The organism is Nitrospirillum goiasense (assembly GCF_034427435.1).
Lineage (GTDB): Bacteria > Pseudomonadota > Alphaproteobacteria > Azospirillales > Azospirillaceae > Nitrospirillum.
The window spans coordinates 1,582,599-1,600,686 of the sequence record NZ_JAXQNP010000002.1; the positions used below are offsets into that span (position 1 = coordinate 1,582,599).

Genomic DNA, 18,088 nt, shown 5'->3' on the forward strand with positions numbered 1-18,088 from the left:
CTCCTTGACTCCGATTTATGCCAAAACCGCCCGACAGTGTCATGACAAAAGGTGGCCCGCCAGATCAATGCGCCGCGAAGGTCCGCTTCTGCGCCCGCTTGACCTCGCCTTCGAACAGGCGGGGGAACAGGCGGTAGAGCGTGGCGGCGATGGCGGGCAGCAGGATGATGGCGCCCAACATGTTGGCGATGAAGACGAAGGTCAGCAGCTCGCCCATGTTGGCCTGGAACTTCAGGGCGGAGAAGGACCAGGTGGCGACGCCCACCGCCAGGGTGAGGGCGGTGAACAGGATGGAGCTGCCGGTTTCCTGCAAGGTCTTGTAGTAGGCCTCGGCGAAGCCCAGGCCGTGCTTCAGGTAGGATTGCAGGCGGTTGAAGATGTAGAGGCCGTAGTCCACGCCGATGCCCACGCCCAGGGCGGTGACGGGCAGGGTGCTGGTCTTCAGGCCGATCTTCAGCTCGGCCATCAACGCGTCGCACAGCACCGAGACGACGATCAGGGGCAGGACGGTGGCGATGGTGCCGACGACGGAGCGGAAGGTGATGGCGCAGAACACCAGCACGGTGGCGTAGACCCACAGCAGCATGGGCGTCTCGGCCGTCGTCACCGCCTGGTTGGTGGCGGCCATCACGCCGACGTTGCCCGTGGCCAGGCGGAAGTGGATGGGGCCCTTGTCACCGGCATCCGTGCCGTTGGCCTTGTTGTAGGCCTCCACCGCCTTGACCACGCGGTCGATGGTCTCCGCCTTATGGTCCTTGGTGAAGATCATGACCGGCATGACGGAGCAGTCGGCGTTCAGCAGGCCGGTGGACGTCTCGACGGGGGAGACGGCGCGCACCAGCACCTGGCTGTTGCGGGGTAGCACCCGCCAGTTCAGGTTGCCCTCGTTCCAGCCCATGTTGACGGTCTTCATGACCTGGGGCAGCGACAGGGTGGACTGCACCCCATCCACATTGCGGATCCGCCAGGCGAAGTCATCCACCTTCGAGATGACGTTGTAGTCGATGCAGCCGTTGGCCGGCGCCTCGGCGATGACCTGGATGATGTCCACGCCGATGGCGAAGTGGCTGGCGATGAAATCCGCATCCTTGTTGTAGCGGCTGTCCGGCCACAGCTCCGGCACGCCGGCCTCGGCGTCGCCGATGACGCGGCGGCCGGACTCGTGGTGCGCCCAAGCGAACACGGCCAGGCCGATCATCAGGGCGGGAATGGCGCCCTTGGGCCGGGCGAACACGGTGAAGACCTTCCACACCGCGTCGAAGCGGTCCACCTGGCCCGACACGCGCCGGCGGTAGCTGTCGCCCAGAGACAGGAAGGACAAGGCCACCGGCAGGATGACGAGGTGGGTGATGACGATGATGACCATGCCCACCGACGCCGACAGCGCCAGTTCCTGGATCATCTGGATCTTGACGATGCGGATGGTGAGGAAGGCGATGGCGTCGGCCACCAGGGCGCTGGTCCCCGGCACCAGCAGGCGCTGGAAGCTGATGCGGGCGGCGGAAAAGGCGTCGGCGCCCTTGCCGATCTCCTGCGTGATGGTGCCCACGTTCTGCACGCCGTGGCTGATGGCGATGGCGAACACCAGGAAGGGCACCAGGATGGACATGGGGTCCATGGCCAGGCCCATCAGCACCAGCAGGCCCAGTTGCCACACGACGGTGACGACCGACAGGGCCAGCAGCACGGCGGTCATGCGGAAGGACCGGCCGTAGACATAGACCAGGATGGCGGTGATGACGAAGGCGACGCCGAAGAAGCCGATGACGCCCACCGTGCCGTCGGCCACGTCGCCCATGGCCTTGGCGAAGCCGATGATGTGGATCTCGACGGTGTCGTCGGCGTACTTGGCGCGGATGGCCTCCAGCTTCTTGGCCACCTCCATGTAGTTCAGCTTGGCGCCGGTGCTGGGATCGCGGTCCAGCAACTGGATGCTGACCAATGCCGCGGTGAAGTCCTCCGCCACCAGGCGGCCCACCTGGCCCGATTTCAGGACGTTGCCGCGCACCACGTTCAGCCAGTCCGGCGTGGCCTGGAACTCCGCCGGGATGACGTTGCCGCCGCTGAACCCGTCCTCCACGATCTCGATGAAGCGGACGTTGGGGGTGAAGAGCGAGGTGACGCTGGCCCGGTCCACGCCGGGGATGAAGAACACCTCGTCCGTCACCTGCTTCAGCTTGGTGAAAAACTCCGGCGTGTAGATGTCGCCCTTCTTGACGCTCAGCGCCACCACCACCCGGTTGGCCCCGCCGAATTCCTTCTGATACTGCAGGAAGGTCTTCATGTAGGGGTGTTCTTGCGGCAACTGCTTCTCATAGGCCGTGTCCACCGCCAGGTGGCTGGCCTGCCAGGCGAAGAAGGCCGTGGCCAACGCGAACAGAACCAGCACCACCTGGCGGTGGCGGAAGATCACGGCGTCGAGGAAACGGGGCAGGGAGGTCATCGGGCACTCGGGGGAAACGGGGAAACCGGAAAGGGCGTAAGCGGCCGGGGGGCCGGACTGTCAGGCGGGAGCGTCAGGGCAGCGTGCCCGCCAGCTTGGGCCCCTCGTCGCCCAGCAGGACCAGGCTGCCATCGGCGCCCCGCACCGCGTCGGCCAGGGCCAGGCGATCCGGCCGATAGCTCAAGGTGAAGCTGGCGCCGCCGTCGGCGCTGTTCAGCACCGTGCCCAGGGCGCCCACCAGCACGACATGGCCGTCCGGGGTGGCGACCCCGCCCATCAGGCCCGCCTTGGTGCCCGTATCGACGGCCTGCCAGCTTTGGCCGCCGTCGGTGGAGCGGAAGGCATGGCCCTGCAGGCCGAACACCACGACCGTCTTGTCATCCACCATCAGGCCGCCAAACAGCGAGCCCTCATAGGGCAGCGCGCGCTTGGTCCAGGTGTGGCCCTTGTCCGGGCTGGTGTAGACACCGCCGGCCTCACCCACCACCATGCGGGTGTCGCCACCGGTGGCGAAGATGGCGTTGAGGTGGAGGTCGTCGTCGGTGATGCGGCGCTTGGTCCAGGTCTTGCCGCCATCGGCCGTGTCCAGGAACAAGCCATAGGCCCCCACCGCGATGCCATGGTCGGCATCATCGAACAGCACGTCCATCAGGGGCTGTTCCCAGTCGGGCGCGAAGTTCTGCAGGGTCCAGCTTTCGCCGCCATCGGTCGTGTGCAGGATGGTGGCGTCGTGGCCCACGGCCCAGCCCTGCTTGGCGTCGATGAAGCGCACGCCGGTCAAGGTGGCGTTGGCCGGGGCCGGCACCTGGCGCCAGCTATGGCCGTTGTCGTCGGACAGCAGGATGTGCCCGCGTTCCCCCACCGCCACCAGCCGCGTTCCCGCCAGCGTGCCGGCCAGAATGAGGGAACGTGGGGCGAGGGGCGCCAGCAGCGCTGGGATGGGGGCGTTGGCGGCCGGTGTCTTCGCGGCGATGGGCGCGGTGACCTTGATCGCCGATGATGAGGGGTTGTCGCCGGCCACCATCTCCCTCGCTCTAAGGTTGTCCACAGGGGCAAGGCTGGAGGCCAGGGCCAGGGACAGGGCACCGGCGGCAAGCCGGGCGGCGAGGGGGCGGCATCTCATCATTCAAGTCGCCTGCCACCTCTCGGCGGCCGGCGCCCATAAAACCGGGAAAGGGATTCTGCCCTGTCACGGTCCGCCGGGGAAACCTGGCGGCCCGTGACGGCGCAGGATTAGAAGGAATACTTCAGGCTGAAGCTGACGAAGTCACGGTCGTTGATCAGGTTGAAGTCACCACCGCCGAAGAAGTTGGTGTAGTTCACATCGGCCGACCACTTGTCCAAGAAGGTGGCGGTCAGGCCCACCGACACGGCCTTGCGGCCATCGATGAAGGTGCCGACGGGCAGGGGCGTGGTGCCGTGCACGTCCTGTTCCCAGACGATGCGGGGCATCAGGTTGATGCCGCCGATGGCGTTCAGATAGTCGAAGCGGGCGACGATGCGGTAACCCCAGGAGAACTCGGTGCCGAAGCCCTTGGTGGCCACGCTCTCCATGCCGCCCAGGCCCAGGAAGTTGGCGTTGCCGCCCACATTGGTGCCCGTGCCGCTGAAATGCACGCCATCGGGCATGTTGTGCACGAAGTCGGCGCCCACCTCGCCCAGCAGGATGACCTGGCTGGCGCCCATCATGGGCGGCAGGTCCTTGGTGAAGGTCATCTGCACCTGGCTGATGTCGTAGCGGTCATAGCCCTGGATGGTGCTGCCGAACAGGCGGGACGCGCTCTGCTCGATTTCCGCCGTCGTCGTGCCCTGGATGCCGCCCAGGCGCTTGATCAGCGCGTTGGTGTTGAAGATGTGGGCGGCGGCGGTGGCCGCCTGCTGCGCGCCGGCGGTGGCGCCGGCGGTGCGGCCGGCGGCGGCACCCTGGGCGGCGCCCGCCGCCTGGGCCGCGGCCAGCGAGGCCGGCCCGCCGGCGGCGGCGATGGCGGCCTGTACCTGGGCCTGCACCGGCGCCGGCAGCGAGGTGAAGCTGGTGCCTGCCAGGGATGGGGCGGCGACGGACAGGACCCGGTTCACCGCCGTCTGATAGGCGGCGGTGGCTGCGGCGGTGCCCTGGGCCGCACCCTGGGCGGCGCCCAAGGCCGCGCCCTGCTGGCTGCCGGTCTGGACGAAGCCGAAGACCGAGGGGGCCGCCAGCATGGCCTGCAGCACGTCAACAGCGTCATACTGCAGGGGCTGGCCCTGGCGGTACGAGTATTCGCCCTGGATGGCGACGCCTTCAACACTGGTGTTGAAGCTGACGCCGTACATCTTGATGTCGTTGACGTAGTCGGCGTAGTAGCCGCTGTGGTTGCTGAACGTCTCGGGGTTGGAGGCGAAGTCGCCGAAGCTGCCCACCTTCACCGACAGGTCCGGCAGCCGGTTGTTGTACTTCATGAAGAAGACGCCGAAGTCGGTATCGTCCAGTTCCGGCACGGAATAGTGGATGCCGAAGCCGAACTGCCCGTCGTCGCGGCCGTTGTGGTCGTTCAGGCGCGGCACGTTGGTGCCGAATGGGGCGATGGGGGTGACCTGACCCAGGATGGGGTTCTTGACGGTGCCGTTGGTCTCGATGGCGCCTTGGAAGGGGCTGTCCTTGGCCAGCGGGTTGCCGAAGGGCAGGGACAGGTAGCGGGCGCCCGGCGACAGCGCGTCGTCGCTGCTGAAGTAGGTGCCCGCCGGGTCCAGCAGCGTCTTCTCCCATTTGAACTGGTAGAAGGCTTCCACGCTGAGGTTGGTGGTCAGGCCCAGGTTGGCGCTGATCATCGGCACCGGCAGGAACACTTCCTTCAGTTCCGTGCCGGGCTGGTGCAGCGCCGAGACGTCCACCGGGTTGATGGCGTTGATGCCGTTGGGAATGAAGGTGCTTTCGCCCCAGCTCAGTACCTGGTTGCCGACGCGCATGCTGAGCGACGTGCCGCCGCCCAGGTCGAAGTTGCCATAGGCGTAGGCGTCCAGCAGCCGGGCGTAGGCCGCCGACTGGTCGCGGGCGGTGGAGCTCAGCGTGAAGGCGCCGGTGCGGGCGCCAGAGGTGCTGTTGGCGTCGTTGTTGATGGGGTCGTAGAAGAAGGTGGCGCGACCGAAGAAGCCGATGTTGTCGTAGTCCAGCTTCAGTTCATTGGTCATGCGGCCGGTGGTCGACACCAGGCCGGTGCCATAGTTCAGGTCGCCGTTGTCCTGGTTGATGGAGGACGCGTTGCCACCGTTGGCCTTGCCCACCAGGTTCTTGTCACGCTCCTGCACGCGGATCAGGCCGCCGAAGGTCAAGGTGGTGTTGAAGCTGCCCTGAAGGTCGCCGGAATTGAAGTCCAGGGCGCGTGCCGGCATCGACGCGAACAGCGACGTGCCCAGCGCGGCAACGCTGACACCCGTCAGGATACGAGATTTCAGGCACGACTTTCCAAAGACGTTCGCCACCATGCGTCTTTCCTCCCTGTACGTTATTTTTTAAGACGCGGCCGTTCCTGGCATTCCTGCCAGGGACCGACGTCCAGCCTCTCTGACCAAAGCGTCGGTTTTCCCGCCCGCCTCGTCAAGCATTGATGAGCAGGATCAAGGGATTCCGGGCCGGATAGGGCAAATCTGCAACGCCGTTCAACTCGGATTCCGAGGGGCCGGCGGGGATGTTTGTAGGGTTGCCAGTAGGCGTCAAGCCGGGTTCAGGAGGCGACCACCTGCATCTTTGCCGGCTTCAAAAAAGTTTTGCAGAAGTCGTCGGCGGGCCGCGGTTTTGAGAAGAAGAAGCCCTGAAGCTGGTCGCACTGGTGCCGACGCAGGAAGTCCAGCTGCTCTTCCGTCTCGATTCCCTCCGCCACCACCGTCAGGCCCAACTGCCGTCCCATGGCGATGATGGTGGCGGCGATGGCGGCGGTGTCGGTGTTCGACGTGGCCTCCGACACGAAGGAGCGGTCGATCTTCAGCGTGGTGATGGGCAGCCGGCGCAGGTAGGACAGCGAGGAATAGCCCGTGCCGAAATCGTCGATGGCGATGGAGATGCCCTGCGAGCGCAATTCCGCCAGGGTGTCGGCGATGTAGGCCAGGTTGGACATCATCGCCGTTTCGGTGATCTCCAGCTCCAGGAACTCCGGCCCCACGCCATACTCCTGCAGCAGTTGGCGCACCCGTTCCGCGAACTGGCCGGACGACAGCTGGCGGACGGAGACGTTGACGGCCACGGGCAGGGGTTGCAGTCCCTGCTCCTGCCAGGCGCGGATCTGGGCCAGGGCGGTGCGCATCACCCATTCGCCGATGGGGACGATCAGGCCGTTCTCCTCCGCCATGGGGATGAAGCGGGCGGGGGAGACCGACCCCATCTCCGGGTGGTTCCAGCGGATCAGGGCCTCGGTGCCCACCGGATTCAGCGTTTCGAGGTCGATCTTGGGCTGGTAGTGCAGGCTGAACTGGTTGAGGTCCAGGGCCTCGCGCAGCGCGTGCTCCATGGACAGCCGGGCCACCGCCTCCTCATTCATGCGGGGCGTGAAGAACTGATAGCTGTTGCCGCCCGCCGCCTTGGCGTTGTCCATGGCGGTGGCGGCGTCGCGCAGCAGGGCGTCGGTGTCGGTGGCGTCGCCCGGGAACAGGCTGATGCCGATGGAGGTGGTGATGAACAGCTGCTGGTTATCGATGGCGAAGGGCCGGGTCAGGCCCACCAGGATGGCCTCGGCGATGCGGGCGGCCACCTGCGGCTCCGGCAAATCCTCCGCGATCACCATGAACTCGTCGGCGCCCATGCGGCCCACCGTGTCGGCGGCGCGCACGCAGGACACCAGGCGTTGGCCCAGGGCGCGCAGCAGCTTGTCGCCCACCTGGCTGCCCAGGCTGTCGTTGACCAGCTTGAACCGGTCGAGATCCATGACCAGCACGGCGACGGAGGTGCCCTTGCGCGCGCCATGGGCGATGGCGTGCTGCAACCGGTCCTGCAGCAGGGTGCGGTTGGCCAGGCCGGTCAGCGGGTCGTGGGTACTGACGTACAGCAGTTGCTCTTCGAAGCGCTTGCGGTCGGTCACGTCGGTCATGGTGCCGGTGAAGCGCAGCGGGCGGCCCCGCTCGTCCCGGATGGCCAGGCCGCGCGCCTCGATCCACAGCCAGCTGCCATCGCTCTTGCGCAGGCGGAAGACGCTGAGATAGTCGCCGCTGTCCCCGGACAGATAGCGCTCGATGGTGCTCATGGTCGCCGGCGCGTCGTCGGGATGCAGCAGCGCTTCCAGCGGCTTGTCGTGCCACGGGCTGGGCCCGCCGGGATAGCCCAGCATCTCCAGGAACTCCGGGCTCCACCACGTCAGGCCGGTGGCGAAATCGGCGTCGAACACGCCGGAGCGGGTGGCGCTCACGGCCTGCTTCAGCCGCTCCTCGCTTTCCCGCAGGGCCCGTTCCGACCGTTTGCGCTGGGTGATGTCCTGGATGACGCAGATGGCGGTGCGGCGATCGCCGGACCGCATCTGGCTGACGCCGAAGGCCATGGCGAAGGTGGTGCCGTCCTGCCGGCGGCCCTGCACCTCCGCCCGCTGCTCGCCGCCATGGCTCCCGCCTTGGCGGCGCAGGCAGGCCATCAGCTCCGTCGAAACGCGCGGCCAATCCTCGTCGGCGATGAAGCCGACGAAGGGCTGGCCCCCCGCCCGGCCCGGCTCATAACCGAACAGCAGATGGGCCGCGCGGTTCATGGTGGCGACCCGCAAATCCTCATCCAGGGTGATGATGCCATCCGCCACGTTGTCCATGATGCCGGACAGGTGCGTCTCCCGCTCGCGCAGGCGGGCCTCCACCCGCTCGCACTCCACCAGTGCCCGGTCGAATTCCAGCAACAGGTCGTTGGTGGTGCGGGCCAGCAGACCCAGCTCGTCATCGGCATGCTGCGGGGGCACGGTCAGCAGCACATCCGCCGGACGGCGGGCGTCCACCGCGGCGATGCCGTGGGTCAGGCGCAGGAAGGGCTTGGACAGCGAGATGTAGAAGACCACGACCAGGATCAGGGCCAGGGCCACCGTCCACACCAGGCCGACGCCCAGCACGATGGCGGAGCGGCGGAAGAAATCCAGCGCGATCAGGTAGCGGTCGACGCTGACCTTCAGCACGCCCACGTTCTGGTTATGGCGCTCGATCACCAGTTGGATCGAGAAGGTTTTTTCCTGCGGCAGCAGGATTTCCGCCAGCCACTTCAGCCCGCCTTCCGCCTCCGGCCGGTCCTTGGCGGCCAGCTGATTGCCGAAATCCTCATAGATCACGGCGTGATACAGTGGGCGGTATTCGAACAGGCCGGTCAGCACGCGTTCCGCCAGCGCCTGGTCGAAGGCGTAGGCGGCCTCCGCCGCCGGCTGCCGCGCCGTGCTCAGCACCTGCTGCACCAGCTGGTCGGTCTGCTGCTCGACGTTGAACAGGTCGTAGGTGATCTGGGCGGTATTGAGGATGATGCCCAGCGCCAGGGTCAGCAGCGCGGTGTTGCGCGCCTGCTTGTACGAGAGGCGCTTGCGCAACGGCAGCCGCCCCTTCCGGCCGTCGCCGGCCGTGTGTTGGGAGCCCATGTCCGAGGGACGCGCGCCATCGTGGGGCCCGCTGTTGGTGACGGCGTGCGCGGTCCCGAACCGCGCCAGGATGCGGGACGACGACGGTGCCTCGGAGGACGGTGGGGGCGTCATGCCAACCTTCAGGTCACGGGGCGTTCACAGGGCCCAGGGTGGGGGCCAGGGGCGGCAACACAACCCCTGGGTCGACCTTAAGACTTATGGGGGGCCGGAGTCTCGCACTTCCGTATGAGTGACCCGGTGGGATAGGTGTCAGCGACCCTCCACGATGTTGCGGAAAATCTTCAGCCATTCGTCCGCGGTAGCCCGTTTGCGGAAGCTGACGACCAGCGGCTGGGACAGGCGCCGCGCCCGCAGGGTCATCTCGAAATGCTGGTCCTTGGCCTGGTAGCGCCAGGCCGTGAGGTCCTTGGCCGCCAGCAGCACGGGGGGCCGCCCACCCAAGCCCTTGCCGACCACCGCCACCAGTCCGCGCGCCTCGTCGGCGGCGATGCCGGTGCCGTCATGCGCGTGGCGTTCGGTGATGGTGAACCCGTCCAGCGCGTCGAAGCGGCGGAAAATCTCCCCCTCCGACGGGCCGCGCGTCGCCAGCCAGGCGACCAGCGCCAGGACCAGCCCCACCCCCATGATAGTCAGCACGATCAATAGCATATTGGTATGGATAGAATGAATGGGCGCCCACCGCAACCCGGCGCTGCGGGGGCGCCTTTCCCTTACCAGGTGCCGGTGTTGGGCATGGAGGCCCAGGGCTCCTGCGGGGGCAGGGCGTCCCCCGCCTGCAGCAGCTCGATGGAGATCTGGTCGGGGGAGCGGACGAAGGCCATGTGGCCATCGCGCGGCGGCCGGTTGATGGTGACGCCCGCGTCCATCAGGCGCTGGCACGTGGCATAGATGTCATCCACGGCGAAGGCCAGGTGGCCAAAGTTGCGGCCGCCGGTGTAGACCTCCGGATCCCAGTTCCAGGTCAGCTCCACCTCCGACTCCGGGGAGCCGGGGGCGGCCAGGTAGACCAGGGTGAAGCGGCCCTTCTCGTAATCGCGGCGGCGCACCAGTTCCAGCCCCAGCTTGTTGACGTAGAAGTCCAGCGAGGCGTCCAGGTCGGTGACGCGGACCATGGTGTGCAGGTATTTCATCGACGCATTCCCGGATGATGGCGTGTGCGCCGACCTTAGGCCCTTGGCCTCAAAGACGAAAGCCCGCCGATTTCCCGGCGGGCTTTCTCTAGGGACGGCACCGCCCCGCGCAGCGTCGTCCCCGGGGTTGGCGCGGTTGATTGAGGCTCAATGCCCGGCGTTGCGGATACGGACCTGGCCGGAGCCGTGCTGGCTGATGGATTGGTTGGTGGCGACGCCGTCCAGGGTGAAGTCGCCCGAGCCGGCGATGTCCACCGACAGGGGGTCGGCCTTGCCGGCATGGATGGTGACGTTGCCGCTGCCATGGATTTCGGCTGACACCGCGCCGTTGACCGAGGCCATGTCGACATTGCCGGAGCCGCTGATCTCCAGCGACACCTCGCCATTGGTCTTGCCCGTGCGCACCTTGCCGGAGCCCTTGATCTCCACCGAGACGGCCTTGGCGATGTCGCCCACGGAGATGTTGCCGCTGCCGGTCACGTCCAGGGCGGCGGACTGCACGCGCCCGACGGTGACGGAACCGGAATGCAGGTCCCCGATCGCCAGGTCGGCGTTCAGGTCGCCCGCGGTCAGGTCACCGACGAAATCGTCGATCGCCAGGCTGGTGCCGGCGGGCAGGGTGATGCTGACCTTCATGAAGTCGCGGTCGTTGTACTGCTCATGGTGGCGGTGCTCCTGCTCCACCTTGGCCTTGTCGCCCTCGCTGTGGAAGGACAGGCGGTTCACCTGGTCATCCTCGCCGGTGGCGGTGACGGTGATGTCCTTGGCGGAGGATGACACCGTGATCTCGACATTGGCCACCAGGCCTTCCAGCTCCAGCGTGCGGCCGTGCAGGGTCTGCGGGCCGACGGTGCCGGCATAGGCCGGGCTGGCGGTGAAGGCGATGAGCGCCGCGGTCAGGGGGGCGGCGGCCAGAGGTGCCAAAGACAAGGTGGCCAGGCGGTGGGGCATGCGGAACATAAGCGGGGTCTCCCTGACGAAAAGGCGGGAAGCGCCAGCAGGGCGGGCTTCCAGATCGGTCCGGCCCATCGTGCCGGGCCGGTTGCGGCCTCTTTCGCAAGGGGTATGCCAACCGCGAGATTGGCGGAAAGCCTGGGGAGGGTGCCATGCGGCCCAACATGAAGGGCGATTTAATCGCCGTTCATGCCAATCGCGTGGCGAATCTCGCAATTATTCCGGCGCGGCGGTCTTGCCGCTGATGAGGTCCACCCACTCCTGCTCCGTCAGGATGGTCAGGCCCAGCTCCCGCGCCTTGGTGGCTTTGGAGCCGGCGTCGGCGCCGACGACGACATAATCGGTCTTGGCGCTGACGGACCCCGCGACCTTGGCGCCCAGGCTCTCCGCCTTGGCCTTGGCCTCGCTGCGGCCCATGGTCTCCAGCGTGCCGGTGAAGACCACGGTCTTGCCCACGACGGGGGAGCCGGTGGTGGCGGGCCGCTGGTAGGTCTCCACCGTGATCTGGGCCAGCAGGCGGTCCAGCAGGGCGCGGTTATGCTCTTCGCGGAAGAAGGCCATCATGTCGTCGGCCACGCCCACGCCGATCTGCTCGATGGCGCACAGCTCGGCATAGGCCTCGCCCACCAGTTCCGGCTTGCGCTCGGTGGGCTGGGCCGCCCGTTCCTCCGCCGCCTTGATCATGGCGTCGCGCCAGTGATCCACGGTCAGGTAGTGGCGGGCCAGCAGCTTGGCCGTGGCCTCGCCCACCTGGCGGATGCCCAGGGCATAAATCAGGCGGTCCAGGCCGATGGTGCGGCGGGCCTCGATGGCGGCGAACAGCTTTTCCACCGATTTCTTGCCGAAGCCGGTCATGGTGACGATGCGGTCCAGCCGCTCGTTCTCCCGCGCCTCCAGGGTGAAGATGTCGGCGGGTTCGCGGATGCGGCCCTGGCTGTGGAACAGGCGCATGCGCTCGATGCCCAGGCCCTCGATATCGAAGGCCAGGCGGCTGGTGAAATGGATCAGCCGTTCCACCGCCTGCGCCGGGCAGATCAGGCCGCCGGTGCAGCGCCGCACCACGCCGTCGGGTTCGGACGTCGTCTCTTCCCCGGTAGGCGCGTCCGTCGCCTCCGCGATGCCGTCATCCGGCGTGCCGCTTTCCACCGCCACCACTTCCGCGGCCGCGTCCGCCTTCTCAGCGGTGGAGCGGACGGCCAGGCTGCCGCAGGCGGGGCAGTGGGTGGGAAACTCGAAGGGATGGCTGTTGGCGGGACGCAGGCTGGGAACGGCGGCCACGATCTGCGGGATGACGTCACCAGCGCGCTGGACGATGACCGTGTCGCCCACCCGCACGTCCTTGCGGCGGATCTCATCCTCATTGTGCAGGGTGGCGCGGGAGACGACGACGCCACCCACGGTGATGGGCTCCAGCTCCGCCACCGGGGTCAGGGCGCCGGTGCGGCCCACTTGGATGCTGATGGCCTTGAGGATGGTCTGCGCCTGTTCCGCCGGATATTTGTGCGCCGTGGCCCAGCGCGGCGTGCGGGTGCGGAAGCCCAGGCGCTCCTGCAAATCCAGGCGGTCCACCTTGTAGACCACGCCGTCGATGTCGAAGGGCAGGGTGGCCCGCTGCCCGCCAATCCAGCGGTAATAGTCCAGCAGCTCGTCGGCCGTGCGGCACAGGCGCGAGGGTTCGCTGATGGTGAAACCCAGCTCGGCCAGGCGCTGGCGGCTTTCCGCCTGGGTGGCGCCCAGCGGCTCCGACAGCTCGCCCCAGGTGTAGGCGAAGAAGCGCAGGGGGCGTCCGGCGGTGATGCTGGCGTCCAACTGGCGCAAGGACCCGGCGGCGGCGTTGCGTGGATTGGCGAAAACCTTTTCGCCCTTCTCGGCCTGGGCCTTGTTCAGGGCCAGGAAGTCCTCGCGCCGCATATAGACCTCGCCGCGCACTTCCAGCACCGCCGGCGCCTTGCCGCGCAGGGTGTTGGGGATGTCGTCGATGGTGCGCACGTTGGCGGTGACGTCCTCGCCCTCCGCCCCGTCGCCGCGCGTGGCGGCCTGCACCAATTGCCCGTCCTCATAGCGGATGGACAGGGAGAGGCCGTCGATCTTGGGTTCCGCCACGAAGTCCAGCGGGGCCCCGTCATCCAGCACCAGGAAGCGGCGGATGCTGGCGACGAAGTCGGTGACGTCCTCATCCTCGAAGGCGTTGCCCAGCGACAGCATGGGCACCTTGTGCTTCACCTTGCCGAATCCGGCGGCGGGGGCGGCCCCCACCGTGGCCGTTGGGCTGTGGGCGCCGGCCAGCGCCGGGAAGTGCTTCTCCAGGGCCGCCAGGCGCTTTTCCAGCGCGTCGTACGCGGCGTCGGAAATCTCCGGCGCGTCCTTTTGGTAATAGAGGGCGCGGTGGTGCGTGATCTCCGCCACCAGGCGGGAATGTTCCGCCTGGGCATCCTCAAGGGTCAGGGCGTCGATGGCTTGCGTGGCGGCCATGGCATGTACTCAGGTGAAGGCGAGGGGGCGAAAAGCGGTTGAGAAGGCGCCGGGCTCAGCCGGCGGCCATCAGTTCGGACGCGGCGGCGCGGGCGGCGGCGGTGATCTCGGCACCCGACAGCATGCGGGCGATTTCCTCCCGCCGCTCCTCGGGCGATAGCATGACCACGTCGGTGGTGGTCTTGCCGGCGGCCACGCGCTTGCGCACGTTCAGGTGCTGCTGGCCGCGCGCCGCGACCTGCGGGCTGTGCGTCACCACCAGCACCTGGACACCGGCGCCCAGGCGGGCCAGGCGTTCGCCCACGGCGTTGGCCACGGCGCCACCGATCCCGGTGTCGACCTCGTCGAACACCAGGGTGGGCACGGTGCCGACCTGGGCCAGGATGACCTTCAGCGCCAGCATGAAGCGGGCGAGTTCGCCGCCCGACGCGATCTTGGCCAGCGGGCCCGGCGGGGCGCCTGGGTTGGTGGCGACGGTGAAGGCCACGCGGTCGGCGCCGCCAGGCCCCCAGTCCGCCTCGGCCACCGCCTCCACGGCGGTGACGAAGCGGGCCCGGTCCAGCTTCAGCGGCGCCAGCTCGGCCATCACCGCCTTGTCCAGCTTGCCGGCGGCCCGGCGCCGTTCCTCCGTCAGGGTGGCGGCGGCGGCGGCATAGGACTGCTTGGCCTCGGCGGCGTCCTTGGCCAGGCGGGTCAGCAGGTCGCCCTGGTCCTCGATCAGCGACAGCCGCCGGGCGAAGTCGGCGCGCAAGGTGGCCAGGCCGGCCACGGCGATGCCGTGCTTGCGCGCGCAGGCGCGCAGGGCGAACAGCCGTTCCTCCAGCTTTTCCAGGCTGGCGCCGTCATGCTCCATGTCGCCGGCCATGACCTGAAGGGTGCGCGCGGCCTCCCCGATCTCGGCGGCGGCCTGGTCCAGGACGGCGATCAGCGGGTCCAACTGGCCGGCGGCCTTGTCGGCCACGCGGGTCAGGTGGCGCAGGGCGTTGGCGAGGGCGCGTTCCGCCCCGCGTTCGCCGGAGATTTCGCCGGCCGCCCCCGTCAACGCCTCCACCAGCTTTTCCCGGTGCATCATGACGGCGCGCTTTTCCGCCAGCGCCTCTTCCTCATTGTCTTTGGGGTCCAGCGCGTCCAGCTCGGCCAGCGCGTGGCGGACGTAGTCCTCCTCCTCGCGTGCCCGGGCGGCCTCGCGGTCGGCGTCGGCCCGCGCCGTTTCCGCCGCCTGCCAGGCGCGGTAAAGGGCGGTCAGGGCGGCGCGCTTGGGCGCCAGCCCGGCGTAGTCGTCCAGCAGGTCGCGGTGGGTCAGCGGGTTCAGCAGGCCATGGGTGTCGAATTGGCCGTGCACCTCCACCAGCGTCTCGCCGATCCGGCGCAGCAGCGCCACGCCCACCGGCTGGTCATTGATGAAGGCGCGAGAGCGGCCATCGGCGGTGACGGTGCGGCGCAGGACCAGCGTGGTGTCGGCGTCCAGATCCTGCTCACGCAACAGGGCCAGGGCGGGGTGGCCGTCGCCGCCCTTGGCGCCGGCGAAGGCGCCTAGGTCGAATTCCGCCACCACCGTCGCCTGGTCGGCGCCGTGGCGCACCAGGCCGCTGTCGCCCCGGCCGCCCAGCGCCAGGCCCAGCGCGTCCAGCAGGATGGACTTGCCGGCGCCGGTCTCGCCGGTCAGCACGCACAAGCCTTGGCCGAACGACAGGTTAAGCCGTTCGATCAGGACCACGTCACGGATCGAGAGGGACGCCAGCATGGCACTCACCCGGTTTTGCGAGCCTTGGGACGATACTCCCCAGACGACAAGGGCCCCGGGCCGGTCCGCGACCGATCCGGAGCCCCGCTGTCGGGATATGATTTTTCTAGGGCTTAATCGCCGAAAAGCCAACCCAAGAAGCCACGGTCCTTGCCTTCCTGGCGGGGCTTGTCGGCTTTCTCGTCCGCCGGCTTCTGGTCGGCGGGCTTTGCCGCGTCCGCCGTTGGGGCCGCCTGACCAGCCGGTGCCGGGCCGGCCGCCGGAGCCGCCCCCACCGCGGCGTCGCCCGTCGGGGCAGCACCCGTTGGGCCAGCACCCATTGGGGCAGCGGCATTGGCCGGGGCCTTGGCGGACAGGTTGACCGGGATGACCCGCGGCTTGGGCAGGTCCTTCATCAGGTCGTAGGTGTTCTGGTACCAGTCGCTGCCCGGGTAGTTGTAGCCCAGCACGGCGGCGGCCTTGCGCGCCTCATCCAGCATGCCCAGGGACAGGTAGACCTCCACCAGGCGGTGCAGGGCCTCCGGCACATGGCTGGTGCTCTGGTACTGGTCCACCACCTGGCGGAAGCGCTTCATGGCGGCCAGGTTCAGGCCCACGCTCTGGTAATAGCGGCCGATGTCCATTTCCTTGCCCGCCAGGTGGTCGCGGGTCAGGTCGATCTTCAGCTTGGCGTCGCGGGCGTAGGGGCTGTTGGGGAAGCGGCGGATCACCTCTTCCAGGGCCTTCAGCGACTGCACGGTCGGGGTCTGGTCGCGCCGCACGTCGGAGATCTGCTCATAATAGCAGAGGCCCTTCAGGTAATAGGCGTAGGCGACGTTGGGGTTGCCGGGGTGCAGGCTGATGAAGCGGTCTAGCGAGCCGATGGCCTCTTCATACTTGTTGGCCTGGTAATAGGCGTAGGCGGCCATCAGCTCGGCGCGCATGGCCCAGGTGGAGTAGGGATGCTGCTGCTCCACGGCGCCGAACAGCAGGGCCGCCTTCTGGTATTCGCCCCGGTCGATGGCGTTGCCGGCTTCGGAATAGATTTGCTCCACCGGGCGCTCGATATAGGGCGCCTCCTTCTCATCGCTGGAGCAGGCCGCGACCGCGAGCAGCGCCACGGGGGCGGCGAGCGGGACCAGGCGGCGGAGGCGACGGGGCGACAAGGCAATGCGAGGGAAGGACAAGGGCATCTTCTCGGAGCGGAATAGGCGGCGGGATGCGCGACGGCGTGTTATAGCACGGTCATCCCGTCCATCGCCAAGCGGCACATTGTCGGGCGAACAGCGAATTTTTTCAAAAAACCCACCCGCTCGGCAGACGGGTACGCCGTTCCCCCACCCTACACGGGCGTATAGGATCGGTCCTGGCGGGGCATTTTCGCATCGACAGGCGCGTTCGTTCGCGTTGGATGTGCGATACGTCAATCTCCACTTTACTATTTGGGCCCTATCGTAAGACGCCTCCCAGGACAGTCTCCCATCGCCATGTTCGACAAGTCGGCCAAGCCCAACGTCACGGAATTCCGCTTCGCGCACCCGGCGTTGTGCCTGCCCAATTCCTTTTTCACGCTCAGCCACGGTGAGCCGGTGCTGCAGGTCGACCTGGGCGACGCCCGGGGCGCCATACCCTTGCGCCAGGTGTCGCAGATGTTCTCCATCGCACCCGACAGTGGCGATGGCCAATTGCTGGGCATGATCGCGCAAAGCCTGAAGTTCGTGCGCATCATCCACAACGGCGACCGCATCCCGTCCGAAATCCTGGACGGCACCGCCAGTTGGTCCATCGAATCCCGCCACCGCGACATGGCTTTCCTCAAGATCGGCGGGTCCTTGCTGAAAGCCATCGCCGGTCATCGCGCCGACAGCGCCGCCCTGGATGAGAGCGAGGAAGCCAAGCGCCGGATGCGGGAGCAGGCGGCGGAAATCGCCGCGCTGGTCGGCCTGGCGGTGGAGCGCAAGCAGGAGGTGGTGGACAGGGTGGAGGTGCTGGCCAATGAGCTGGCCTTCCTGGAAGCGCTGCGCGAGTACTTCAAGCCGGTGTTCGACATCGGCCGCAAGCTGCGCGAGATGCAGAAGCTGGCGCGTGGCGACCGGGAACTGGACCACCAGCTGCGGCGCATCCAATCCCTGCTGAAGGTGCCGGTGGACAAATACCGCGGTTGGTTCGACGAGGTGGAGGCAGGCACGGGTGAGGCCGTCGCCGCGCTGAAGCAGTTCGAGGGCACGGTCGCCATGCTGCGCCGTCACCGCGACAACCTGCACTTCGAAACCCTGGCCTGGGAGGACATTCCCCAGCGCTGGAAGTCCGTGGACCCCGCCAAGGATGAGGCGATGCTGGAGATCGGCCGCCTCTATCGTTTCCTGGCGTCCCGTTATCTCGATACCAAGGTTTGGTTCGGCGCCTGAGTGGCGTCGATGTCCAGTGGTGTCGATGTCCAGCGGCGGACGATGAAGCTGTCCGTTTGCGGACAGTGGGCAATTCCGGACGCTGGAATGGTGGCCATATTCACCAAATGTGGCGAATGCGGCCATTTAGTGGCGCCGTGTGGTCAATGATCCATAAACCTTAAGCCGTGAACGACGGAAATCCGCCGGTTTTGGCGGTTGGCACACCCCTTGCTGATATGGGGTCATCCTCACCAACCGCCTCCGATGGAGAAAAAGATGTCGTCCTTCACCGCCGCGCCCCGCACCGCTTCCTTCCGCTTTTTCAAGTACTTGCCCAGCACCGACCTCGTCGAGGCCGTCGCCATGCTGGCCGTGGCGCTGGTGATCAGCGTCAGCGTTAACACGATGCTTTGATC

General features: G+C 67.5%; 12 protein-coding genes. 2 read left to right on the top strand and 10 right to left on the bottom strand.

The features are described from left to right. Nucleotides 1–64: 64 nt before the first annotated feature. The 10 genes from ULB03_RS09845 to ULB03_RS09890 form a co-directional block, all read right to left on the bottom strand. A complete protein-coding gene (locus ULB03_RS09845; protein WP_322482980.1) occupies nucleotides 65–2,443 on the bottom strand; it encodes an efflux RND transporter permease subunit in 2,379 nt (792 codons plus the stop codon). A gap of 73 nt (nucleotides 2,444–2,516) precedes the next feature. Then, on the bottom strand, nucleotides 2,517–3,569 hold the full coding sequence (locus tag ULB03_RS09850; protein ID WP_322482981.1) for a WD40/YVTN/BNR-like repeat-containing protein: 1,053 nt from the start codon (nucleotides 3,567–3,569) through the stop codon (nucleotides 2,517–2,519). A gap of 107 nt (nucleotides 3,570–3,676) precedes the next feature. Then, nucleotides 3,677–5,902 (bottom strand): DUF1302 domain-containing protein, encoded by a 2,226-nt coding sequence (locus ULB03_RS09855; protein WP_322482982.1) that lies wholly within the window; start codon nucleotides 5,900–5,902, stop codon nucleotides 3,677–3,679. 239 nt (nucleotides 5,903–6,141) lie between these two features. After that, nucleotides 6,142–9,114 carry an EAL domain-containing protein gene (locus ULB03_RS09860; RefSeq protein WP_322482983.1) on the bottom strand — a complete coding sequence of 991 codons (2,973 nt, stop codon included), beginning with the start codon at nucleotides 9,112–9,114 and terminating at the stop codon, nucleotides 6,142–6,144. A 138-nt stretch (nucleotides 9,115–9,252) separates the two neighbouring features. Then, nucleotides 9,253–9,639: a hypothetical protein gene (locus ULB03_RS09865; protein ID WP_322482984.1), complete on the bottom strand. Its 387-nt coding sequence runs from the start codon at nucleotides 9,637–9,639 to the stop codon at nucleotides 9,253–9,255. A gap of 74 nt (nucleotides 9,640–9,713) precedes the next feature. Beyond that, nucleotides 9,714–10,133, bottom strand: a complete 420-nt coding sequence (locus ULB03_RS09870) for a VOC family protein (protein WP_145617217.1) — start codon at nucleotides 10,131–10,133, stop codon at nucleotides 9,714–9,716. A 147-nt stretch (nucleotides 10,134–10,280) separates the two neighbouring features. After that, a complete protein-coding gene (locus tag ULB03_RS09875; protein WP_322482985.1) occupies nucleotides 10,281–11,093 on the bottom strand; it encodes a GIN domain-containing protein in 813 nt (270 codons plus the stop codon). A gap of 210 nt (nucleotides 11,094–11,303) precedes the next feature. Further along, nucleotides 11,304–13,559 carry an NAD-dependent DNA ligase LigA gene (ligA, locus tag ULB03_RS09880; protein WP_322482986.1) on the bottom strand — a complete coding sequence of 752 codons (2,256 nt, stop codon included), beginning with the start codon at nucleotides 13,557–13,559 and terminating at the stop codon, nucleotides 11,304–11,306. Nucleotides 13,560–13,614: 55 nt separating this feature from the next. Beyond that, on the bottom strand, nucleotides 13,615–15,303 hold the full coding sequence (recN, locus tag ULB03_RS09885; protein WP_322482987.1) for a DNA repair protein RecN: 1,689 nt from the start codon (nucleotides 15,301–15,303) through the stop codon (nucleotides 13,615–13,617). Nucleotides 15,304–15,416: 113 nt separating this feature from the next. Continuing rightward, a complete protein-coding gene (locus ULB03_RS09890) occupies nucleotides 15,417–16,403 on the bottom strand; it encodes an outer membrane protein assembly factor BamD (protein WP_322482988.1) in 987 nt (328 codons plus the stop codon). 366 nt (nucleotides 16,404–16,769) lie between these two features. On the opposite strand from ULB03_RS09890, the gene ULB03_RS09895 reads away from it, so the two are divergent. Both ULB03_RS09895 and ULB03_RS09900 read left to right on the top strand, forming a co-directional pair. After that, entirely contained in the window at nucleotides 16,770–17,690 is a 921-nt protein-coding gene (locus ULB03_RS09895) for a hypothetical protein (protein WP_322482989.1), read from the top strand. A gap of 258 nt (nucleotides 17,691–17,948) precedes the next feature. After that, nucleotides 17,949–18,086 carry a hypothetical protein gene (locus tag ULB03_RS09900; RefSeq protein ID WP_322482990.1) on the top strand — a complete coding sequence of 46 codons (138 nt, stop codon included), beginning with the start codon at nucleotides 17,949–17,951 and terminating at the stop codon, nucleotides 18,084–18,086. Nucleotides 18,087–18,088: the final 2 nt, after the last annotated feature.